16 protein-coding genes are annotated in these 19,153 nt (G+C 72.9%); 7 read left to right on the top strand and 9 right to left on the bottom strand.

Annotation, left to right across the window (positions count from 1 at the left end):
- Positions 1–181 precede the first annotated feature (181 nt).
- The 6 genes from tkt to pgl all read left to right on the top strand — a co-directional run bounded on the left by tkt (position 182) and on the right by pgl (position 8,645).
- Entirely contained in the window at positions 182–2,320 is a 2,139-nt protein-coding gene (gene tkt, locus O7604_RS18885) for a transketolase (RefSeq protein WP_281577249.1), read from the top strand.
- Between the two features lie 16 nt (positions 2,321–2,336).
- A complete protein-coding gene (gene tal, locus O7604_RS18880; RefSeq protein ID WP_281577248.1) occupies positions 2,337–3,515 on the top strand; it encodes a transaldolase in 1,179 nt (392 codons plus the stop codon).
- Positions 3,516–3,614: 99 nt separating this feature from the next.
- On the top strand, positions 3,615–5,192 hold the full coding sequence (locus O7604_RS18875) for a glucose-6-phosphate isomerase (RefSeq protein ID WP_281577247.1): 1,578 nt from the start codon (positions 3,615–3,617) through the stop codon (positions 5,190–5,192).
- A gap of 50 nt (positions 5,193–5,242) precedes the next feature.
- Positions 5,243–6,757 carry a glucose-6-phosphate dehydrogenase gene (gene zwf / locus O7604_RS18870; RefSeq protein ID WP_269705036.1) on the top strand — a complete coding sequence of 505 codons (1,515 nt, stop codon included), beginning with the start codon at positions 5,243–5,245 and terminating at the stop codon, positions 6,755–6,757.
- A gap of 31 nt (positions 6,758–6,788) precedes the next feature.
- On the top strand, positions 6,789–7,805 hold the full coding sequence (locus O7604_RS18865) for a glucose-6-phosphate dehydrogenase assembly protein OpcA (RefSeq protein WP_281577246.1): 1,017 nt from the start codon (positions 6,789–6,791) through the stop codon (positions 7,803–7,805).
- A 69-nt stretch (positions 7,806–7,874) separates the two neighbouring features.
- Positions 7,875–8,645, top strand: coding sequence for a 6-phosphogluconolactonase (gene pgl, locus O7604_RS18860; RefSeq protein WP_281577245.1), 771 nt, complete (start codon positions 7,875–7,877; stop codon positions 8,643–8,645).
- Positions 8,646–8,710: 65 nt separating this feature from the next.
- Here pgl and O7604_RS18855 read toward each other — a convergent pair whose 3' ends face one another.
- From O7604_RS18855 to rapZ, 8 genes are all read right to left on the bottom strand, one after another.
- On the bottom strand, positions 8,711–9,055 hold the full coding sequence (locus tag O7604_RS18855; RefSeq protein WP_269705032.1) for an RNA polymerase-binding protein RbpA: 345 nt from the start codon (positions 9,053–9,055) through the stop codon (positions 8,711–8,713).
- Positions 9,056–9,184: 129 nt separating this feature from the next.
- Positions 9,185–9,445 carry a preprotein translocase subunit SecG gene (gene secG / locus O7604_RS18850; RefSeq protein WP_018788217.1) on the bottom strand — a complete coding sequence of 87 codons (261 nt, stop codon included), beginning with the start codon at positions 9,443–9,445 and terminating at the stop codon, positions 9,185–9,187.
- A gap of 95 nt (positions 9,446–9,540) precedes the next feature.
- Positions 9,541–10,332, bottom strand: a complete 792-nt coding sequence (gene tpiA, locus O7604_RS18845) for a triose-phosphate isomerase (protein ID WP_269705031.1) — start codon at positions 10,330–10,332, stop codon at positions 9,541–9,543.
- Complete coding sequence (locus O7604_RS18840) at positions 10,333–11,532, bottom strand: phosphoglycerate kinase (protein ID WP_281577244.1); 1,200 nt, start codon at positions 11,530–11,532, stop codon at positions 10,333–10,335.
- Complete coding sequence (gene gap, locus O7604_RS18835) at positions 11,529–12,533, bottom strand: type I glyceraldehyde-3-phosphate dehydrogenase (RefSeq protein WP_013287466.1); 1,005 nt, start codon at positions 12,531–12,533, stop codon at positions 11,529–11,531. Before gap ends, O7604_RS18840 begins: the two co-directional genes overlap by 4 nt.
- Before the next feature lie 264 nt (positions 12,534–12,797).
- Positions 12,798–13,778 carry a DNA-binding protein WhiA gene (gene whiA, locus O7604_RS18830; protein ID WP_018788213.1) on the bottom strand — a complete coding sequence of 327 codons (981 nt, stop codon included), beginning with the start codon at positions 13,776–13,778 and terminating at the stop codon, positions 12,798–12,800.
- 54 nt (positions 13,779–13,832) lie between these two features.
- Positions 13,833–14,837, bottom strand: a complete 1,005-nt coding sequence (yvcK, locus tag O7604_RS18825) for a uridine diphosphate-N-acetylglucosamine-binding protein YvcK (RefSeq protein ID WP_120568917.1) — start codon at positions 14,835–14,837, stop codon at positions 13,833–13,835.
- Positions 14,834–15,757, bottom strand: coding sequence for an RNase adapter RapZ (rapZ, locus tag O7604_RS18820; protein ID WP_269705021.1), 924 nt, complete (start codon positions 15,755–15,757; stop codon positions 14,834–14,836). Before rapZ ends, yvcK begins: the two co-directional genes overlap by 4 nt.
- A 172-nt stretch (positions 15,758–15,929) precedes the next feature.
- Here rapZ and recQ point away from each other — a divergent pair, with 172 nt between their 5' ends.
- Positions 15,930–17,816 carry a DNA helicase RecQ gene (gene recQ / locus O7604_RS18815; RefSeq protein WP_281577243.1) on the top strand — a complete coding sequence of 629 codons (1,887 nt, stop codon included), beginning with the start codon at positions 15,930–15,932 and terminating at the stop codon, positions 17,814–17,816.
- Between the two features lie 104 nt (positions 17,817–17,920).
- Here recQ and O7604_RS18810 read toward each other — a convergent pair whose 3' ends face one another.
- The gene (locus O7604_RS18810) at positions 17,921–18,577 is read right to left on the bottom strand and encodes a C39 family peptidase (protein WP_281577242.1); all 657 of its coding nucleotides are present in this window, start codon (positions 18,575–18,577) and stop codon (positions 17,921–17,923) included.
- Between the last annotated feature and the right edge of the window lie 576 nt (positions 18,578–19,153).

Raw genomic sequence — 19,153 nt, 5'->3', positions numbered from 1 at the left:
GGCGTCGTTTTCGCTGCCCCGTGGACCCGGCAACGGTGCGAGCCGTCACACCTGGGGTTGAACGACCGCGCGTGCGCGATCCGTACAGAACAGCATGCTGAGATCCCCGGGCGGACGTTTAGCACCGCTCGATAGGGTCATCAGTGAGGGTTCCGCCCATCTGCCGAGGAGCACAACCATCGTGGCTGCCAACCGACCCGAGCTTCCCGCTCTCAACTGGTCCGACCTCGACCGCAGGGCCGTCGACACGGTCCGCGTGCTGGCCATGGACGCCGTGGAGAAATCCGGCAACGGCCACCCGGGGACGGCGATGAGCCTCGCCCCGGTGGCGTACCTGCTCTTCAACCGGGTCATGCGGCACAACCCCGCCGACCCGAACTGGGCCGGGCGCGACCGGTTCGTGCTCTCCGCCGGCCACTCCAGCCTGACGCTCTACATCCAGCTCTTCCTCTCCGGCTACCCGCTGTCGCTGGACGACCTCAAGGCGCTGCGCCAGTGGGGCTCGCTCACCCCGGGCCACCCGGAGCACGGCCACACCCCGGGTGTGGAGACCACCACCGGTCCGCTCGGCCAGGGCCTGGGCAACGCGGTCGGCATGGCCATGGCGGCCCGCCGCGAGCGCGGCCTGTTCGACCCCGAGCCGGACCGCGCCGACTCGCCGTTCCGGCACGACATCTGGTGCATCGCCTCCGACGGTGACATCGAGGAGGGCATCACCCACGAGGCCAGCGCGCTCGCCGGTCACCAGCAGCTCGGCAACCTCTGCGTGATCTACGACGACAACGAGATCTCGATCGAGGACGACACCCGCATCGCCAAGAGCGAGGACGTGGCGGCCCGCTACGAGGCGTACGGCTGGCACGTGCAGACCGTCGACTGGCGCAGCGGCGACGCCGACCAGGGCGACTACCACGAGGACGTGGAGGCGCTGTACCAGGCGCTGCTGGCCGCCAAGGCGGAGACCGACCGGCCGTCGTTCATCGCGCTGCGCACGATCATCGGCTGGCCCGCGCCGAACAAGCAGAACACCGGCAAGATCCACGGCTCGGCGCTCGGCGCGGACGAGGTCAAGGCCACCAAGGAGATCCTCGGCTTCGACCCGCAGCGCACCTTCGAGGTCGACGAGGAGGTGCTCAAGCACGCCCGCCAGGTGCTGGAGCGCGGCGCGCAGGAGCAGGCCGAGTGGACCACCGGGTTCGACGCCTGGGCGCAGGCCAACCCGGAGCGCAAGGCGCTGTGGGACCGGATGGCCACCCGTACGCTGCCGACCGGCTGGACCGACGCGCTGCCGACCTTCCCGGCGGACGCCAAGGGCGTCGCCACCCGGGCCGCCTCCGGCAAGATCCTGGAGGCCCTGGCGCCGGTGCTGCCCGAGCTGTGGGGCGGCTCGGCCGACCTGGCCGAGAGCAACAACACCACCATGAAGGGCGAGCCGTCGTTCGTCCCGGCCGCGCACGCCACCAAGGACTTCTCCGGTGACGAGTACGGCCGCACGCTGCACTTCGGCATCCGCGAGCACGCCATGGGCTCGATCCTCAACGGCATCGCCCTGCACGGCGGCACCCGCCCGTACGGCGGCACGTTCCTGGTGTTCAGCGACTACATGCGCCCGGCGGTGCGGCTGGCCGCGCTGATGAAGCTGCCGGTGACGTACGTCTGGACGCACGACTCGATCGGCCTGGGCGAGGACGGCCCGACGCACCAGCCGATCGAGCACCTGACCGCGCTGCGGGCCATCCCCGGCCTGGACGTGGTCCGCCCGGCCGACGCCAACGAGACGGTCTGGGCGTGGCGGCAGGCGCTGGAGCACACCGACCGGCCGACCGCGCTGGCGCTCAGCCGCCAGGCGCTGCCGACGCTCGACCGCACCGACCTGGCCGGCGCCGAGGGCGTGGCCAAGGGCGGGTACGTGCTGGCCGAGGCGTCCAACGGCAAGCCGCAGGTGATCATCATCGGCACCGGCTCCGAGGTGCAGCTCTGCCTCACCGCGCGGGAGCGGCTGGAGGCCGACGGCACCCCCACCCGGGTCGTCTCCATGCCCTGCCAGGAGTGGTTCTTCGCCCAGGACGAGGCGTACCGGGAGTCGGTGCTGCCGCGCGGGGTAAAGGCACGGGTGAGCGTGGAGGCGGGCATCGCGATGTCGTGGCGGGCGATCGTCGGCGACAGCGGCGAGTGCGTGAGCATCGAGCACTACGGCGCCAGCGCGCCGCACACCGTGCTCTTCGAGCAGTTCGGGTTCACCCCCGACCGGATCGTGGCCGCCGCGCACGCGGCGCTGACCCGGGTCGGCGACATCACCGGTTTCACGACCGGCAACTGAGGGGAGCGTGGGCGTCATGACGGACAGGCTGAAGGAGCTCCAGGGCGCCGGGGTGGCGATCTGGCTCGACGACCTTTCCCGGGTACGGCTGAGCTCCGGCGGGCTGGACAAGCTGCGCCGGGAGAGCCACGTGGCAGGGGTGACCACCAACCCGACGATCTTCGCCAAGGCGCTGAGCGACGCCGACGAGTACGACTGGCAGCTTCGTGACCTCGCCGTACGTGGCGTGGACGTCGAGGAGGCGGTCCGCATGCTCACCACGTACGACGTGCGGTGGGCCTGCGACGTGATGCGCCCGTCGTACGACGTCAGCGGCGGCGTGGACGGGCGGGTGTCGATCGAGGTGGACCCGCGCTCGGCGCACGACGCGGCGAAGACCGTCGCCGAGGCCAAGGCGCTGTGGTGGCTGGTCGACCGGCCGAACCTGTTCATCAAGATCCCGGCCACCGAGGAGGGCCTGCCCGCGATCACCGCGACGCTGGCCGAGGGGATCAGCGTCAACGTCACGCTGATCTTCGGGCTGGACCGGTACTCGCAGGTGATGGACGCCTTCCTGGCCGGCCTGGAGCAGGCGAAGGAGAACGGGCACGACCTGTCGAAGATCGGCTCCGTCGCCTCGTTCTTCGTCTCCCGGGTCGACACCGAGGTGGACAAGCGGCTGGAGAAGATCGGCTCGGACCAGGCCAAGGCGCTGCGCGGCAAGGCCGCCGTCGCCAACGCCCGGCTGGCGTACGAGCGCTACGGCGAGGTGTTCTCCTCGGCGCGCTGGCAGAAGCTGGCCGACGCGGGCGCCCACCCGCAGCGCCCGCTGTGGGCCTCCACCTCGACGAAGAACCCGGACTACCGGGACGTCATCTACGTCGAGGAGCTGATCGCGCCCGGCACCGTCAACACCATGCCGGAGCCGGTCATCCACGCCTACGCCGAGCACGGCGAGACGAAGGCGGACACCGTCACCGTCGCCTACGACGACGCGCGTCAGGTCTTCGCCGACCTCCAGTCGGTGGGCGTGGACCTGTCCGACGTGATCGCCACGCTGGAGCGCGAGGGCGTGGAGAAGTTCGAGGCGAGCTGGGTGGAGCTGCTGGAGGGGGTCAAGAAGTCCCTCGCCGAGGCGGCCAAGGGCTCGGGCAGCCCGCACCGGGCCGCCGAGGGCAACGCGCAGGCGGCCCAGCAGGCCGGCGGCAACGCGTGACCGACGGCGTCCGACGCGTCCCGGGGCCCGGCCCCGGGACGCGTCGCGCCGTACCGTGGAAGCGGTGAGGGAGCGCTGTGTGGAAGCCGAGGTGGCGCCGTGAGTGACCTGCTGGCCGGGCGGGCGGACATGGCCGCCGGGCTGGCCGTGCGCGGCGCGGACGCCCTCGGCGCGTCCGCACGCGCCGCGCTCGTCTCCCACGACGTCCCGGCCCGGCTCGCCGCCGCCGACCCGGCCCTCTGGGGGCCCGGCGCCGAGGCGGCGGCCCTCGCCCGCCTGGGCTGGCTGCACGCCCACCGGCACAGCCGGGAGTTGCTCCCCCAGCTCGCCGAACTGGCCGCCGAGCTGGACGACCTGGACCACGTGGTGCTGGCCGGCGACCCCGGCGACACGCTCGCCGCCGAGGTCGTCGCCGAGTGCCTGGGCCGCCGGGTGACGGTGCTCGACACCGCCGATCCGGGGCCGGTGCGGGCGGCGCTCGCCGCCGGCGCTCCGGCGCGTACCCTCCTGGTGCTCGCCGCCCGGCGCGGCCTGGACCGGACCACTGACGCCCACCTGCGGGCCTACCGGCAGGCGTGGGCGGACGAGGGCCCCGACGCCGCCCGGCACGTCGTGGTGGTCACCGAGCCCGGTTCCGAGCCGGCGGCGCGCGCCGACGAGCTGGGCGCGGTGGTGATCCCGGCCGAACCGGGCGTGGCCGGGCCGTGGGCCGCGCTCACCGCGTCCGGCCTGGTCCCGGCGGCGCTGGCCGGCGCTCCGGTGGCCGAGGTGCTGGACGAGGCGGAGGCGCTCACCGGCGCGCTCGACCGGGACCGGGACAACCCGGCCCTGGCGCTCGGCGCGGCCCTGGGCGCGGCGCCCGGCGCCGGACGGGACACGGTCGCGCTCGTTCCCGACGGCACCGGCCTCGACGGTCTGGGCCGGTGGGCCGGCGCACTGCTGGCCGACGCGACCGGCGGACGGCTCCTGCCGGTGGTCGCGGAGTCCCCCGGCTCCCCCGGTGCCACCGGGCCGGGCGTGCTCACAGTCGGTCTCGGCGGCGCCCTCGGCGCCGGCGTCGGACCGGGCGTGGCCGCCGACATCGCGGTGAACGGTCCGCTCGGCGCGCACCTGCTGACCTGGACCTACGCCGCCGCGGCCGCCGCGGTGACGCTGCGGGCCGACCCGTTCGCGGCACCCGCCGCCATCGAGGTCGACGTCGACGTCGAGCCCGACGCCGGGCCACCGTCGTCGGTCCGGGACGCGATCGAGGTGTACGCCCCGAGCGGCGCACCGGCCGACCTGACCGGCGCGCTGCGCTGGCTGCTCGACGGGCTGGGCGAACGGGAGCACCTCGTGGTGACCGCGTACCTCGACCGGCACGCCGACGCGGCGGTCGCCGGGCTGCGCCCGCTGCTGGCCCGGGCCGCCGGACGGCCGGTCACCTTCGGCTGGGGACCGCGCCGGCCGGAGCACACCGACCCGGACGGCCGGCATCTCCAGATCACCGGTGCGGTCACCGATGATCTGGACGTGCCCGGTCGTCCGTACACCTTCGCGCAGCTCCAGGCGGCCCAGGCCGCCGGCGACCGGCGGGCCCTGGCCGGCCGGGAGCACCGGGTGCTGCGCCTGCACCTGACCGAGCGGGCGGCGGGTGTCGCCCAGCTCCTGGAAACGGCCGGACGGACACGCACGTGACGATCAATGACCTGGAATCAGCGGACCGAGACGCAGGAGGAGGTGGCCCGGTGAACCCGCTGCGCGATCCGCAGGACCGGCGGCTGCCCCGGATCCCCGAGCCGTGTGCCCTGGTGATCTTCGGGGTGACCGGTGACCTGGCCCGCAAGAAGCTGCTGCCGGCGGTCTACGACCTGGCCAACCGGGGGCTCCTGCCGCCCGGCTTCGTGGTCCTGGGCTTCGCCCGCCGGGACTGGGGCGACGGCGACTTCGAGTCGGTGGCGCACGACGCGGCCAAGAAGCACGCCCGCACCCCGTGGCGGGAGGAGGTGTGGGCCCGGCTCGCCGGCAACATCAAGTTCGTCGGTGGCTCGTTCGACGACGACGCGGCGTTCGACCAGCTCGCCGCCACGCTCGACGAGCTGCGCGACTCGCACGGCATCGCCGGCAACGCGGCCTTCTACTTCTCCATCCCCCCGGCGGCCTTCCCGGTGGTGCTCAAGCAGCTCGCCCGTACCGGCATGGCGGACAACGCCAAGTCCGGCGGCTGGCGGCGGGTGGTCGTGGAGAAGCCGTTCGGCAACGACCTGCCCTCGGCCAAGGCCCTCAACGACCTCGTCGACGACGTGTTCACCCGCCAGGACGTGTTCCGGATCGACCACTACCTGGGCAAGGAGACGGTCCAGAACATCCTGGCGCTGCGCTTCGCCAACAACCTGTTCGAGCCGCTGTGGAACTCCAAGTACGTCGACTCGGTGCAGATCACCATGGCCGAGGACGTCGGCATCGGCACCCGCGCGGCCTTCTACGACTCCGTCGGCACCGCCCGCGACGTGCTCCAGAACCACCTGCTCCAGCTGCTCGCCCTGGTCGCGATGGAGGAGCCGACGAGCTTCGACGCCGACGAGATCCGGGCCGAGAAGCTCAAGGTGCTCAAGGCGATCACCGTGCCGCACGACGTCTCCGAGGACACCGTGCGCGGCCAGTACCTGCCCGGCTGGGTGGGCGGCGAACGCGCCAAGGGCTACCTCGAGGAGGAGGGCGTCCCGGAGGGCTCCACCACCGAGACGTACGTGGCGGTGAAGCTGGGCATCCAGAACCGCCGCTGGGCCGGGGTGCCGTTCTACATCCGGGCCGGCAAGCGGCTGCCCCGGCGGGTCACCGAGGTCGCCATCATGTTCAAGAAGGCGCCGCACCTGCCGTTCAACGCCGCCGACATGGAGTCCCTCGGCCCCAACCAGCTGGTCATCCGGGTGCAGCCGGACGAGGGCGTGGTGCTGAAGTTCGGCTCCAAGGTGCCGGGCACCACGATGGAGGTCCGCGACATCGCGATGGACTTCCAGTACGGCGAGGCGTTCACCGAGTCCAGCCCCGAGGCGTACGAGCGGCTGGTGCTGGACGTGCTGATCGGCGACCGGACGCTGTTCCCGGACGCGGCCGAGGTGGAGCAGAGCTGGCAGGTCGTCGACCCGCTGGAGCACGCCTGGGAGGGCACCACCCCGGAGCCGTACCGGGCCGGTGAGTGGGGGCCCCGGGCCGCCGACGAGATGCTGGCCCGCGAGGGCCGGGCTTGGCGGAGAGCGTGAGCGAGCACTGCGAGCGAACCAGGAGGCTCCATTGATCGGGCTGTGGGACACCACCGGCAACGAGGTGGTGAAGGCGCTGGCCGCGGAACGGCGCAGCGCGGGCGGGGTGGCCAGTGGCATGGCGCTCACGCTGATCGTGGTGGTGGACGAGAAGCGGGTACGCGAGGCCGAGGCCGCGGCCACCATCGCCGCGGCGGCGCATCCGTGCCGTCTGCTCGTGGTGGTCCGCTCCGACGTGGAACGGGACCGCAACCGGCTGGACGCGGAGATCGTCGTGGGCGGCCGGCTCGGCCCGTGCGAGGCGGTCGTGACCCGGATGTACGGGCGGCTCGCCCTGCACGCCGAATCCGTCGTGATGCCGCTGCTGGTGCCCGACGTACCGGTGGTGACGTGGTGGCACGGCGAACCGCCGCAGGAGATCTCCACCGACTTCCTCGGCGTGGTCGCGGACCGGCGGATCACCGACTCGGCGCAGGCGGCCGACCCGATCGCCGCGCTGCGGCAACGGGCTCACGACTACGCCCCCGGCGACACCGACCTGGCGTGGACCCGGATCACGCCGTGGCGCACGCTCGTGGCGGGCGCGTTCGACACCACCCAGGCCCGGGTCACCGAGGCGAGCGTGGTGGCGCCCCCGTCGGACCCGACGGCGGCGCTGATGCGCGGGTGGCTCAGCGCCCGGCTCGGCATCGACCCGGTCCTGACCGCCACCGACGAGTTCCCGCGGATGCGCCAGGTGCAGCTGCGCTGCGCCAACGGCGACGAGCTGACGCTCACCCGGGACGACAGCGTCGCGGTGTTCCGGCGTACCGGGCAGGAGGACCGCATGCTGCCGCTGGTACGCCGGCCGCTCGGCGACGAACTGGCCGAGGAGCTGCGCCGCCTCGACGCCGACCAGGTGTACGCGGAGGCGCTCGGCGCCACCGCCGGGATCACCGGGCTCGACCAGCGTCCGGCTCAGCGGGTGCACGTGTGGAAGGATCCGGCGACCGCCCAGCGGGCCGAGGCCGGCGTGACCGCGCACGCGGGCGCGACCGCGAACGAGTGACCGCCCGGACCGGGCGGTCGGAGGCACAGGTGACCGCCGGTGGGCGGTCGGAACACGAGGGCTCGACGGATGACTGAGGCGAGTGTCGCCGTACACGCCGACCCCGACCTGCTGGCGCAGGCGGTGGCGGCCCGGTTGGTGGTGAAGCTGCTCGACGCGCAGGCCGAGCGCGGCCAGGCGTCGGTGGTGCTGACCGGCGGGCGGATCGCCGCGGCGGTGTACCGGGCGGTCGGGCAGCTGCCCGCCCGGGACGCGGTCGACTGGTCCCGGGTCGACGTGTGGTGGGGTGACGAGCGGTTCCTGCCCGCCGGTGACCCGGAGCGCAACGAGACGCAGGCGCGGGCGGCGCTGCTGGACACGGTGCCGCTGGACCCGGCCCGGATCCACCCGATGCCTGCCTCCGACGGCCCCGCCGGTGACGACCCGGAGGCGGCCGCCGCCGGGTACGCCAGGGAGCTGGCCGCCGCCGCCCGGCCCGGTAACGCGATCGTGCCGCACTTCGACGTGCTGATGCTCGGCGTCGGTGAGGACGGGCACGTGGCGTCGGTGTTCCCGGAGCACCCGGTGCACCACGACAACCGGCCGGTCAGCGCGGTGCGGGGCAGCCCGAAGCCGCCGCCGGTGCGGACCACGCTGACCCTGCCGACGATCAACACGGCCGAGGAGGTGTGGCTGATCGCCGCCGGGGCGGACAAGGCCCGGGCGGTGGGCATGGCGCTGGCCGGGGCCGGGCCGGTGCAGGTGCCGGCCGCCGGGGTGCGGGGCGTCTCCCGTACCCTCTGGCTGCTCGACCGGGCCGCGGCGGCGAACGTGCCGCCGCGCCTGCGCAGCCTCCGCTGAGGTGTAAGGAAGGGCCCCTTCTTAACGTCTCCGGTAGAGAAGGGGCCCCTTCTTAACGCCTCGGCTCAGGCGCGGCCACGACGTCGGCGCAGCGCGTCGAGGGCCTCGGCCAGCAGCGCCTCCCCCTCCTCCGGCGTGCGCCGCTCCTGCACGTACGCGAGATGGGTCTTGTACGGCTCGGCGCGCTCGCGGTCCGGCGGGGCGCCCGGGTCGGGGCCGGCGGGCTCGCCGCAGCGGGGGCACTCCCAGGCCGCCGGCGTCTCCGCCTCGGCGGCGATCAGGAACTCGACCCGGTGCCCGTGGCGGCACCAGTAGACGACCGGGCGGCGCGGCGCGGGCTCCACCCGCTGGTCGAACCGCTCGGGGGCGGACCCGACCCGGGTGCCGCGGATGACGTTGTTGCTGGGCACGGTTGCTCGCTCCCTGTCGTCGGAGGGGACCGCCGCCGGAGGGGCAGGCGACGGGCGACGCGCGGAGAAACAAAACTGCGCGCGGTCCGTGACGGACCGCGCGCAGATTGTACGCTTCTCAGCGCCGACTCAGGTGCCGCTGGCCATCTGCAGTCGCAGCCAGAGTCCGAGCCCGACGATGCAGGCGAACCAGACGATTCCCACCAGAACGGTGTAGCGGTCGAGGTTCTTCTCGGCCACCGACGAGCCGGCCAGGCTGGAGCTGACGCCGCCGCCGAACATGCTCGACAACCCGCCGCCCTTGCCGCGGTGCAGGAGGATCAGCAGGACGAGCAGCACGCTGGTGATGACCAGCAACGTGATCATCGTGTAGGCGAACCAGATCGGCATGGCGGGGGTCAGTCCTCTCGTTGCGATCACTGCCCGGACCTGTCGGGCACGGCGGCACCGACCGGTGGACGGGCAGCGTCAAGGATAGCGAGCGATCAGCGAGCGATGTGCTCCGGGAACCGGCAGATCTGCGCGAACTCGTCCGCGTCCAGGCTGGCGCCCCCGACCAGGGCCCCGTCCACGTCCGGCTGCGCCATGATCGCGGCGACGTTCGACGCCTTGACCGACCCGCCGTACAGGATCCGGACCTGCGCGGCGGTGCCCTCGTCGTAGGTCTCGGCGATGCGCTTGCGCACCGCGCCGCAGACCTCCTGGGCGTCCTCCGGGGTCGCCGTCTTGCCGGTGCCGATCGCCCAGACCGGCTCGTACGCCACGACGACCTTGGTGACCTGCTCGGCGGTGAGCCCCTTCAGCGCGCCGTCGAGTTGGTCGCAGCAGTGCCGCACCTGACCCGACTGCTCCCGGACCTCCAGGCCCTCGCCGATGCAGAGGATCGGGGTGAGCCCGTTCGCCAGCGCCGCCGCCACCTTCGCGTTGACGAGCGCGTCGTCCTCGTTGTGGTACTGCCGCCGCTCGGAGTGGCCGACCACCACGTACCCGCAGCCCAGCTTGGCCAGCATCGGCCCGGCGATGTCACCGGTGTACGCGCCGGACGGGTGCGGAGAGAGGTCCTGCGCGCCGTAGCCGATCAGCAGCTTGTCGCCGTCCACGGCGGTCTGCACGGTACGCAGGTCGGTGAAGGGCGGCAGCACCACGCACTCGACGTCGGTGAGCTGCTTCTCGTTCAGGCTCGCGGCCAGCTTCTGCACCAGCAGGTTGGCCTCGAGGTGGTTCAGGTTCATCTTCCAGTTGCCGGCCATCAGCGGCCGGCGGGTCGTGCTCGCCATTCAGTTCTCCAGGGCCGCGATGCCGGGGAGGGTCTTGCCCTCCAGGTATTCCAGGGAGGCGCCACCACCGGTGGAGATGTGCCCGAACGAGGACTCGTCGAGGCCCAGCGCGCGCACCGCCGCGGCCGAGTCGCCGCCGCCGACCACGCTGAACGCGTCGGCCTTGGTGATCGCCTCGGCCACGCCCCGGGTGCCGTTGGCGAACGCCGCCATCTCGAACACGCCCATCGGGCCGTTCCAGAAGATGGTCTTCGCCTGCGACAGCGCGGCGGCGAAACCGGCCACCGTCTCCGGGCCGATGTCCAGGCCCAGCCGGTGGCTGGGGATGCCGTCGGCGGGCACGGTGTCGTGCGCGGCGTCCGGGGCGAACGCGTCGGCGGCCACCACGTCGACCGGGAGCATGATCTTGCCCGGCGCGCGCTCCATCAGGTTGCGGCAGGTCTCGACCATGTCCTTCTCCAGCAGCGACGTGCCCACCTCGTGGCCCTGGGCCTTGAGGAAGGTGAAGCACATCCCGCCGCCGATGAGCAGCCGGTCCACGGTCGGCAGCAGCGCCTCGATCACGGCGAGCTTGTCGGAGACCTTCGAGCCGCCCAGCACCACCACGTACGGCCGCTCCGGGGAGCCGGTGAGGCGGCTGAGCACCTCGACCTCGCGCAGCACCAGCCGGCCCGCGTAGTGCGGCAGCCGGGCCGGTACGTCGTGCACGCTGGCGTGCTTGCGGTGCACCGCGCCGAACGCGTCGTCCACGTAGGCGTCACCGAGCGCGGCGAGCTGGTCGGCGAACGCGCCCCGCTCCGCGTCGTCCTTGCTGGTCTCGCCCTTGTTGAACCGCAGGTTCTCCAGCAGCGCGACCTGCCCGTCGGCCAGGTCGGCCACGCATGCCCGCGCCGAGTCGCCGACGGTGTCCTCGGCGAAGTGCACCGGGGCGCCGAGCAGCTCACCGAGCCGCCCGGCGACCGGGCGGAGGCTGAACTGCGGGTCCGGCGTGCCCTTCGGGCGGCCCAGGTGCGAGCAGACGACCACCTTCGCGCCGGCCTGCACCAGCGCGCTCAGCGTCGGCAGGACGGCCCGGATCCGGCCGTCGTCAGTGATCTCCCCGGTCTGCTTGTCGAGCGGGACGTTCAGGTCGGCGCGCACCAGCACGCGCCGACCCGACACCCCCTCGGCGAGCAGGTCGTCGAGGTTACGGATCGTCACAGCGACTGACCCACCAGCTTCACCAGGTCCACCAGGCGGTTCGAGTAGCCCCACTCGTTGTCGTACCAGCCGACGACCTTGACCTGGTTGCCGATCACCTTGGTCAGCGGCGCGTCGAAGATGCACGACGCCGGGTCGGTCACGATGTCGGCGGAGACGATCGGGTCCTCGTTGTAGGTGAGGATGCCCCGCAGCGGGCCCTCGGCGGCGGCCTTGAGCGCGGCGTTCACCTCGTCCACAGTGGTCTCCCGGCCGACCTCGACGGTCAGGTCGGTGGCCGAGCCGGTCGGGATCGGCACGCGCAGCGCGTAGCCGTCCAGCTTGCCCTTGAGCTCCGGCAGCACCAGGCCGATGGCCTTCGCGGCGCCGGTCGAGGTCGGCACGATGTTGAGCGCGGCGGCCCGGGCCCGGCGCAGGTCCTTGTGCGGCGCGTCCTGCAGGTTCTGGTCCTGCGTGTACGCGTGGATGGTGGTCATCAGACCCTGCTTGATGCCGAACGTGTCCTGCAGGACCTTCGCCATCGGCGCGAGGCAGTTCGTCGTGCAGGAGGCGTTCGAGATGATGTTGTGCTTGGCCGGGTCGTACTGGTCCTGGTTGACGCCCATGACCACGGTGACGTCCTCGTTCTTCGCCGGCGCGGAGATGATGACCTTCTTGGCCCCGCCGTCGAGGTGCGCCTTCGCCTTGGTGCCGTCAGTGAAGAAGCCGGTGGACTCGATGACGACGTCGGCGCCGACCTCGCCCCACGGCAGCTTGGCCGGGTCCTTCTCGGCGTACGCCTTGATGGTCTTGCCGCCCACGGTGATCTCGTCGGCGGTGGCCTTCACCTCGTGCGGGAGGCGGCCCAGGATGCTGTCGTACTTGACAAGGTGGGCGAGCGTCGCGTTGTCGGTCAGGTCGTTGACCGCCACGACCTCGATGTCAGCGCCGGACGCCAGCACTGCCCGGAAGAAGTTGCGGCCGATCCGGCCGAAGCCGTTGATGCCAACCCGGATGGTCACAGGTCCCATCTCCTCGCGTTCTGGTCCGCCGGCGCCAGACCGGGGCCGGCGGAGGTGTGTGCGCCGACCGTTGGAGCCGGCCGTCGACATGTCATCTCGGCCACCCCGCCGCGGTCCCGGAGACCTGACCGCCCGAGGCGGTGAGCACGGCGAGGAGCGCCTGTTCCGGCCCCCTTGCCGTACGCAGCGACCATATCCGAGCGCGCGGCGTCGCGCTGCGGCGGGTGGTGATCCCGCTCGCGGTGCGCTGCCGCCCGAGTCCTATCAGACCACGAGCATGTCCGGCGTGACTGCCGCTTCCGTATCCGGGATGCCCAGGTCACGGGCACGCTTGTCGGCCAGCGCGAGCAGCCGGCGGATCCGGCCGGCGATGGCGTCCTTGGTCAGCGGCGGCTCGGCGAGCGCGCCCAGCTCCTCCAGCGAGGCCTGACGGTGCTCCAGCCGCAGCCGCCCGGCCGAGGTCAGGTGGTTCGGGGCGTCGTCGGCGAGGATCTCCAGCGCGCGGGTCACCCGGGCGGCGGCGGCCACCGCGGCCCGCGCCGAGCGGCGCAGGTTGGCGTCGTCGAAGTTGGCCAGCCGGTTGGCGGTGGCGCGCACCTCCCGGCGTACCCTCCGCTCCTCCCAGGCCAGCACGCTGGAGTGCGCGCCGATGCGGGTGAGCAGCGCGGCGATCGCGTCACCGTCCTTGACCACCACCCGGTCCACGCCGCGCACCTCGCGGTTCTTGGCGGTGATGCCGATCCGGCGGGCGGCGCCGACCAGCGCCAGCGCCGACTCCGGGCCGGGGCAGGTGATCTCCAGGGCGCTCGAACGGCCCGGCTCGGTCAGCGAGCCGTGCGCCATGAACGCGCCCCGCCAGGCCGACACGGCACAGCAGACGTTCGCGGCCACCACGTGCGGCGGCAGGCCGCGCACCGGGCGGCCCCGCACGTCGAGCAGGCCGGTCTGCCGGGCGAGCGCCTCGCCGTCCTTGACCACCCGCACGATGAAGTGGCTGCCCTTGCGCAGGCCGCCGGAGGCGAGCACGTGGATCTCGCTCGGGTAGCCGTAGACCTCGGCGATCTCCCGCCGCAGCCGGCGGGCCACCGCGCCGGTGTCCAGCTCCGCCTCGACCACGACGCGGCCCGACACGATGTGCAGGCCGCCGGCGAAACGCAGCAGGGCGGCCATCTCCGCCCGGCGACAGCAGGGCTTGGGCACGTCGACCCGACTCAGCTCGTCCTTGACCGCAGCCGTCATCGCCATAGTGCGCCCCCTCACGGACCGGTTCCGGCGTGTCGCCGGTGTTTACGTACGTGTCTAACGATCGGCGCGCAGGACAGGCACCAGCGCGGCGCCCAGGGCGGCTGGGTCATGACGGGGCGTGCCGTCCAGGACGGCGACGGGAGCGAGGACCAGCCGGGCACCAAGCGATTCTGCCGCACGTTCGACCGCCGCGGGATCACCCACCGCCGTGGAGTCGGCGAGCACCCGGTCCACCTTCAGCTCGGGCAGATAGCGCCGCAGGGTGTCCAGATGGTCGGGCAGGGAGAGCCCTGAGGTCTCCTTCTCGGCCACCAGGTTGAGTGTCACCAGCCGCCGCGCCGGGCTGGACACGATCGCGTCGGCCAGCCCCGGCACCAGCAGGTGCGGCAGCACGCTCGTGTACCAGCTGCCGGGCCCGAAGATCAGCCAGTCGGCCGCGCGTACCGCCGTCACCGCCTCGGCGCACGCGGCCGGCGCGGACGGGTTGAGCCGCAGCGACTCGACGGTGCCCGGGGTGACCGCGACCTGGTGCTGGCCGCGCACCGTGGACACCTCGTCCGGATGCTCCGGGTCGGCGCCGCGGACCCGGGCCTCGATGCCGACCGGCTGGCGGGACATCGGCAGCACCCGTCCCACCGCGCCGAGCATCGCCCCGGCGTGGTCGAGCGCGGCCACCGGATCGCCGAGCAGCTCGGTGAGCCCGTGCAGCAGCAGGTTGCCGACCGCGTGACCGGCCAGCGAGTCGCCCACCGCGACCGGGACCGGCGCGGCGATCGTCGGCGCCGGGGGCACGGCGGCGGCGAAGCGGTGCTGGAACAACGCCGCGCTGCGCCGGGTGGCCGGGTGGTCACCGGCCAGGGCGACGAGCGCCTGACGCAGGTCGCCCGGCGGCAGGCCGCCGCGCTCGGCGCGCAACCGGCCGCTGGAGCCGCCGTCGTCACCGACGGTGACCACCGCGGTGATGTCCAGGTCCAGTTCGGGTACGCAGTGACGCAGCGCCCGCAGCGACGCCGAGAGCCCGTGCCCGCCGCCGAAGGCGACCACCCTGGTCGGGGTCACTCCCGCCCCAGGTCCCGGTGCTGGGCGTTGGCGGCGATGCCGGAGTGGCGCAGCCGGGACGCCAGCTCCTCGGCGATGGCCACGCTGCGGTGCTTGCCACCGGTGCAGCCGACCGCCACGGTCAGGTAGCGCTTGCCCTCCCGCTCGAACCCGGCGGTGGTGGCGTTGACCAGGTCGGCGTAGCCGGCCACGAACGCGTCGGCGCCCTCCTGGCCGAGCACGTACGCGCTCACCGCCTCCTCCCGGCCGGTGTGCTCACGCAGCTCCGGCACCCAGTACGGGTTCGGCAGGAAGCGCGCGTCCATCACGAAGTCGGCATCCGGCGGCAGGCCGTACTTGAAGCCGAACGAGATCACGGTGATCCGCAGCCGACGGGCGTCCTCACCACCGAACAGCTCCTCGACCCGGCGGCGCAGCTGGTTCACGTTCAGGTGGCTGGTGTCGATGATCACGTCGGCCTGCTCGCGGGCCTCCTCCAGCAGGGTCCGCTCGACCGCGATGCCGTCGGCCAGCCGCCCGTCGCCCTGCAACGGGTGCGAGCGGCGCACGCTCTCGAACCGGCGGATCAGCACCTCGTCGTCGGCGTCGACGAAGACCACCCGGGGGGAGAAGCCGCGCTCGCGCAGCTCCCGGATCGCCCCGGCCAGGTCGGTGGAGAACGCGCGGGAGCGCACGTCCAGCACCATCGCCGTACGCCGGGCCGCGCCGCCGGCCTTGAACGCCAGCTCGGCCATGTCCAGCAGCAACGCCTGCGGCAGGTTGTCGACCACGTAGTAGCCGACGTTCTCCAGCGCCCGGGCCACGGTGCTGCGACCGCCGCCGGACAGGCCGGTCACCACCACCAGGGAGGTGTCCGACTCGGCCGGCGCCGTCTCCCCCTCGGTCGGCCCCAGGTCACCCGCTGTACGCGCCTCGCTCACCCGCTACCCCCAGCCGTGGCGCCGCGGCCGGTCGGCCGCGCATGGTCAATCAGCGACTCTAACGGCTGCGACCCGGCCCGGGATTCCACGGGGTGACGACCGGAACAGTTAGCCGCCCTCGTCACGGCTCGCCGAGGCGGGCGCTGTCGGGGGACGCTCGTAGACTGCGCGGATGGTCTCCCCCACCGACGAGCGGACCACCTCCCCACCGGCCACCTCCCCATCGGCCGGCTCCCCACCGACCGGCGGCGCGCTCGACGTGTTGCGGCGGGTCTTCGGGTACGACGCCTTCCGCGGCTTCCAGCAGGAGGTCGTCGAGCACGTGGTGGCCGGCGGCGACGCGCTGGTGCTCATGCCCACCGGTGGCGGCAAGTCGCTGTGCTACCAGATCCCCGCGCTGGTCCGCGACGGTGTGGCGGTGGTCGTGTCGCCGCTGATCGCGCTCATGCAGGACCAGGTCGACGCCCTCACCGCGGTCGGCGTCCGGGCCGGGTTCCTCAACTCGACCCAGGATCCGGCGCAGCGGCGCCGGGTCGAGGCGGCCTACCTCGCCGGCGAGCTGGACCTGCTCTACCTCGCCCCGGAAGGGCTCGCCGTGCGGTCCACGCTCGGCCTGCTGGAACGCGGCCGGATCGCGCTGTTCGCGATCGACGAGGCGCACTGCGTCTCGCAGTGGGGGCACGACTTCCGCCCCGACTACCTCAACCTGTCGATGCTGCACGAGCGCTGGCCGGACGTACCGCGGATCGCGCTGACCGCCACCGCCACCCGGGCGACCCGCACCGAGATCGCCACCCGGCTGCGGCTCACCGAGGCCCGGCACTTCGTGGCCAGCTTCGACCGGCCCAACATCCAGTACCGCATCGTGCCCAAGCGGGAGCCGCGCCGCCAGCTGCTGAGCCTGCTGCGCGACGAGCACCCCGGCGACGCCGGCATCGTCTACTGCCTGTCCCGGGCCTCGGTGGAGAAGACCGCCGAGTTCCTGGTCGCCAACGGCATCCCCGCGCTGCCGTACCACGCCGGGCTGGACGCCTCGACCCGCGCCGCCAACCAGCAGCGGTTCCTGCGCGAGGACGGCCTGGTCATGGTCGCCACCATCGCGTTCGGCATGGGCATCGACAAGCCCGACGTACGCTTCGTCGCCCACCTGGACCTGCCGAAGTCGGTGGAGGGCTACTACCAGGAGACCGGCCGCGCCGGACGCGACGGGCTGCCGTCCACGGCCTGGCTGGCGTACGGGCTCCAGGACGTGGTGCAGCAACGCAAGATGATCGAGACGTCCGAGGGCGACCTGGCGCACCGGCGCAACCTCGCCGCCCACCTGGACGCGATGCTGGCGCTCTGCGAGACGGTCCGCTGCCGCCGCGCCCAGCTGCTCGAATACTTCGGCGAGACCGAGGTGGCCGACTGCGGCAACTGCGACACCTGCCTCGACCCGCCGGAGTCCTGGGACGGCACCGTCGCCGCGCAGAAGCTGCTGTCCACCGTCTACCGGCTCGACCGCGAACGCAACCAGCGGTTCGGCGCCGGGCACAGCATCGACATCCTGCTCGGCAAGCACACCGACAAGATCGACCAGTACGGCCACGACGCGCTGAGCACCTTCGGCATCGGCACCGACCTGCGCGAGGCCGAGTGGCGGGGCGTGGTGCGGCAACTGCTCGCCGAAGGGCTGCTCGCCGTCGAGGGCGACTACGGCACGCTGGCGCTGACCGACGCGAGCGCGGACGTGCTCGGCCGCCGCCGCACTGTCACCCTGCGCAAGGAGCCGGAGCGCCCGGCGGGCGGCCGGTCCGCCAAACCCCGGGGCGTCGCCACAGTGGTCGCCGACCTGTCCCCCGCCGCCGCGCCCGTCTTCGAGCGGCTCCGCGCGTGGCGCGCGGCCACCGCCAAGGAGCAGGGCGTTCCGGCGTACGTCATCTTCCACGACGCGACGCTGCGGCAGATCGCCGCCGAGCCACCCGCCTCGCTGGCCGAGTTGTCCCGGGTCAACGGGGTCGGCGAGAACAAGCTCGCCAAGTACGGCGAGGCGATCCTGGCCGTCCTCGCCGAGTCCTGACGCACGCGAGAAGGGCCCGGCCCCCGTGGTGGGGGTCGGGCCCTTCCGCGTGCGTCTTGCTCTTTTGCTCTGCACTCGTGGGCGCGGTGGGGTGGTGCGGTTGGTCAGCTGGTGCTGTAGCCGCGGGTGGCGATCCAGTCGGCGAGGTTGTCGATGCTCATGCGGTAGGTGGCGGTGTTCGGGTCGGCGCTGTCGGCGATGGTGACGGTGCGGCCGTCGTCGCGGTAGCCGATGACGCTGATGTAGTGGCCGCCCTCGAAGGAGTGGGTGGTGCCGTCGGTGTCGGTGGCGGTGCCGGCGATGTTGGCGACCACGGCCCGGCCGGCGTCGACGGTCTTGACCACGTCGGCGCGAAGCTTGTCGGTCTGCTTGTCGTCGGCCTTGGGGGTGCTGATCTCGACCGACTTGTAGGCGTCCTTCGCGCCGGTCTCCTTGTTCAGCACGGGGGTGATGTCGTTGATGGAGTTGGTGCCGGCCTCGGTGGTGCCCATCTCCTTGGCCATGGCGTGCACGTCGATGTTCTTGCCCTGCACGCTCAGCGCGTTGCGGGCGGCGGCGGGGCCGCAGAAGTAGAAGTTGGGCTGCGCCTCGTAGCGCACGTCCAGCTCCCGCTCGCCATGACCGCTCTTGCGGTCGGCGACGATGGCGGCCTTCTCGGCCGGGGCGGCGTGGGCGGCGATGGCGGGGCCGGCGATGCCACCAGCGGTGGCGACGACACCGGCAGCGGTCAGAACGGTCTTGCGCAGCAGAGTGGTAGCCATGATGGTTGCCTCCCTGAAGTGGGGGATAAGCGCGGCAGGGGGATGCCGCGAAGGGGAAAAGTCTTGAGGGGTGCCCGTCGGACGGGCGGCACGCGGGCGACCCGGAGGGGCCTGCTCTGCGCGGCTCGGGGATGTAACGACCACCGGGCCGGGGTCATTCCCGCCGACCGTGGCTCCCGGTCGGGGCGGTGCGACCCGACGGGGCCTGTCCGGTGGCGTGGCCTCGCGGCTCGATCCCGGGAGACGTAACGGCCGGCGGGCCGGGGTCATTCCGGGACGGCGGTGCCCGTCGCTCGGGGATGTAACGACGACCGGGCCGGGCCGATTCCCTGACCAATCCGGGCGCCTCGGCGGGCCGGTGTCCGGCCGCTCGACCTGGTACCTGGGCTGTCAGCCATGTACAACGCCTGCGCCCCACCCCCGGATTCCGCCGTGAGCATGGCGCCGACCACAACGCGCCACGCCGGCAAACCGGACATCGGTCCCAGGGCGCGCTGGGCGGCGCCTTCGCGCGGTGCACGCGCACGGCCGATCTTGCAGTTTGGTGCGCGACAAGCCTCGCAAAGCGGGCACTTG

The sequence above is a fragment of the Micromonospora sp. WMMA1947 genome (assembly GCF_027497355.1).
GTDB lineage: Bacteria > Actinomycetota > Actinomycetes > Mycobacteriales > Micromonosporaceae > Micromonospora.
The sequence above is the reverse complement of the archived record's forward strand: the minus strand, read 5'-3'. Positions and strand labels throughout refer to the sequence as shown.

Bases quoted from the DNA above. Each gene is read 5' to 3' on its own strand.
- pgl (WP_281577245.1), top strand. From the start codon at position 7,875: ATGACTGAGGCGAGTGTCGCCGTACACGCCGACCCCGACCTGCTGGCG.
- secG (WP_018788217.1), bottom strand. From the start codon at position 9,445: ATGCCGATCTGGTTCGCCTACACGATGATCACGTTGCTGGTCATCACC.
- recQ (WP_281577243.1), top strand. From the start codon at position 15,930: ATGGTCTCCCCCACCGACGAGCGGACCACCTCCCCACCGGCCACCTCC.
- whiA (WP_018788213.1), bottom strand. From the start codon at position 13,778: ATGGCGATGACGGCTGCGGTCAAGGACGAGCTGAGTCGGGTCGACGTG.
- O7604_RS18810 (WP_281577242.1), bottom strand. From the start codon at position 18,577: ATGGCTACCACTCTGCTGCGCAAGACCGTTCTGACCGCTGCCGGTGTC.
- tal (WP_281577248.1), top strand. From the start codon at position 2,337: ATGACGGACAGGCTGAAGGAGCTCCAGGGCGCCGGGGTGGCGATCTGG.
- tpiA (WP_269705031.1), bottom strand. From the start codon at position 10,332: ATGGCGAGCACGACCCGCCGGCCGCTGATGGCCGGCAACTGGAAGATG.